1 protein-coding gene is annotated in these 409 nt (G+C 71.9%); it reads left to right on the top strand.

Going from position 1 to position 409, the window contains the following annotated elements:
* Positions 1-172: 172 nt before the first annotated feature.
* A partial coding sequence (locus RNC47_RS37220; protein ID WP_394814969.1) for a DEAD/DEAH box helicase occupies positions 173-409 on the top strand: 237 nt, incomplete at its 3' end.

Raw genomic sequence — 409 nt, forward strand, 5'->3', positions numbered from 1 at the left:
ATATCCACAGACCGTCCGGCGTTGTCGTAGGAGGCGCCTATCGTGGTCGGGGACGGAGCAAGGACGGACAGGGCCGGGCGTGCGGCCGGGACGGACCGACGACGGAGCGGTTCCGGGTCGGGCTGTGTACCGTACGGCGCGGACCTCGGGGGACAGAGCATTGGGAGTGAGCATGGATGGGCCCGGGACGGTGACCGGCAACGGGACCGGCACCGACGACGGGGCAGGTGGCGGGGCCGAGACCGAGGCGCTGCGGACGCTGCACCGGGTCTTCGGGTACGACGCGTTCCGCGGCGAGCAGGGCGCGGTCATCGAGCACGTGGTCTCCGGCGGCGACGCCGTCGTGCTCATGCCGACCGGCGGCGGAAAGTCCCTCTGCTACCAGATCCCGTCCCTGGTCAGGCGTGGC

Origin of the sequence: Streptomyces millisiae (genome assembly GCF_031845425.1) — a bacterium.
Lineage (GTDB): Bacteria > Actinomycetota > Actinomycetes > Streptomycetales > Streptomycetaceae > Streptomyces > Streptomyces millisiae.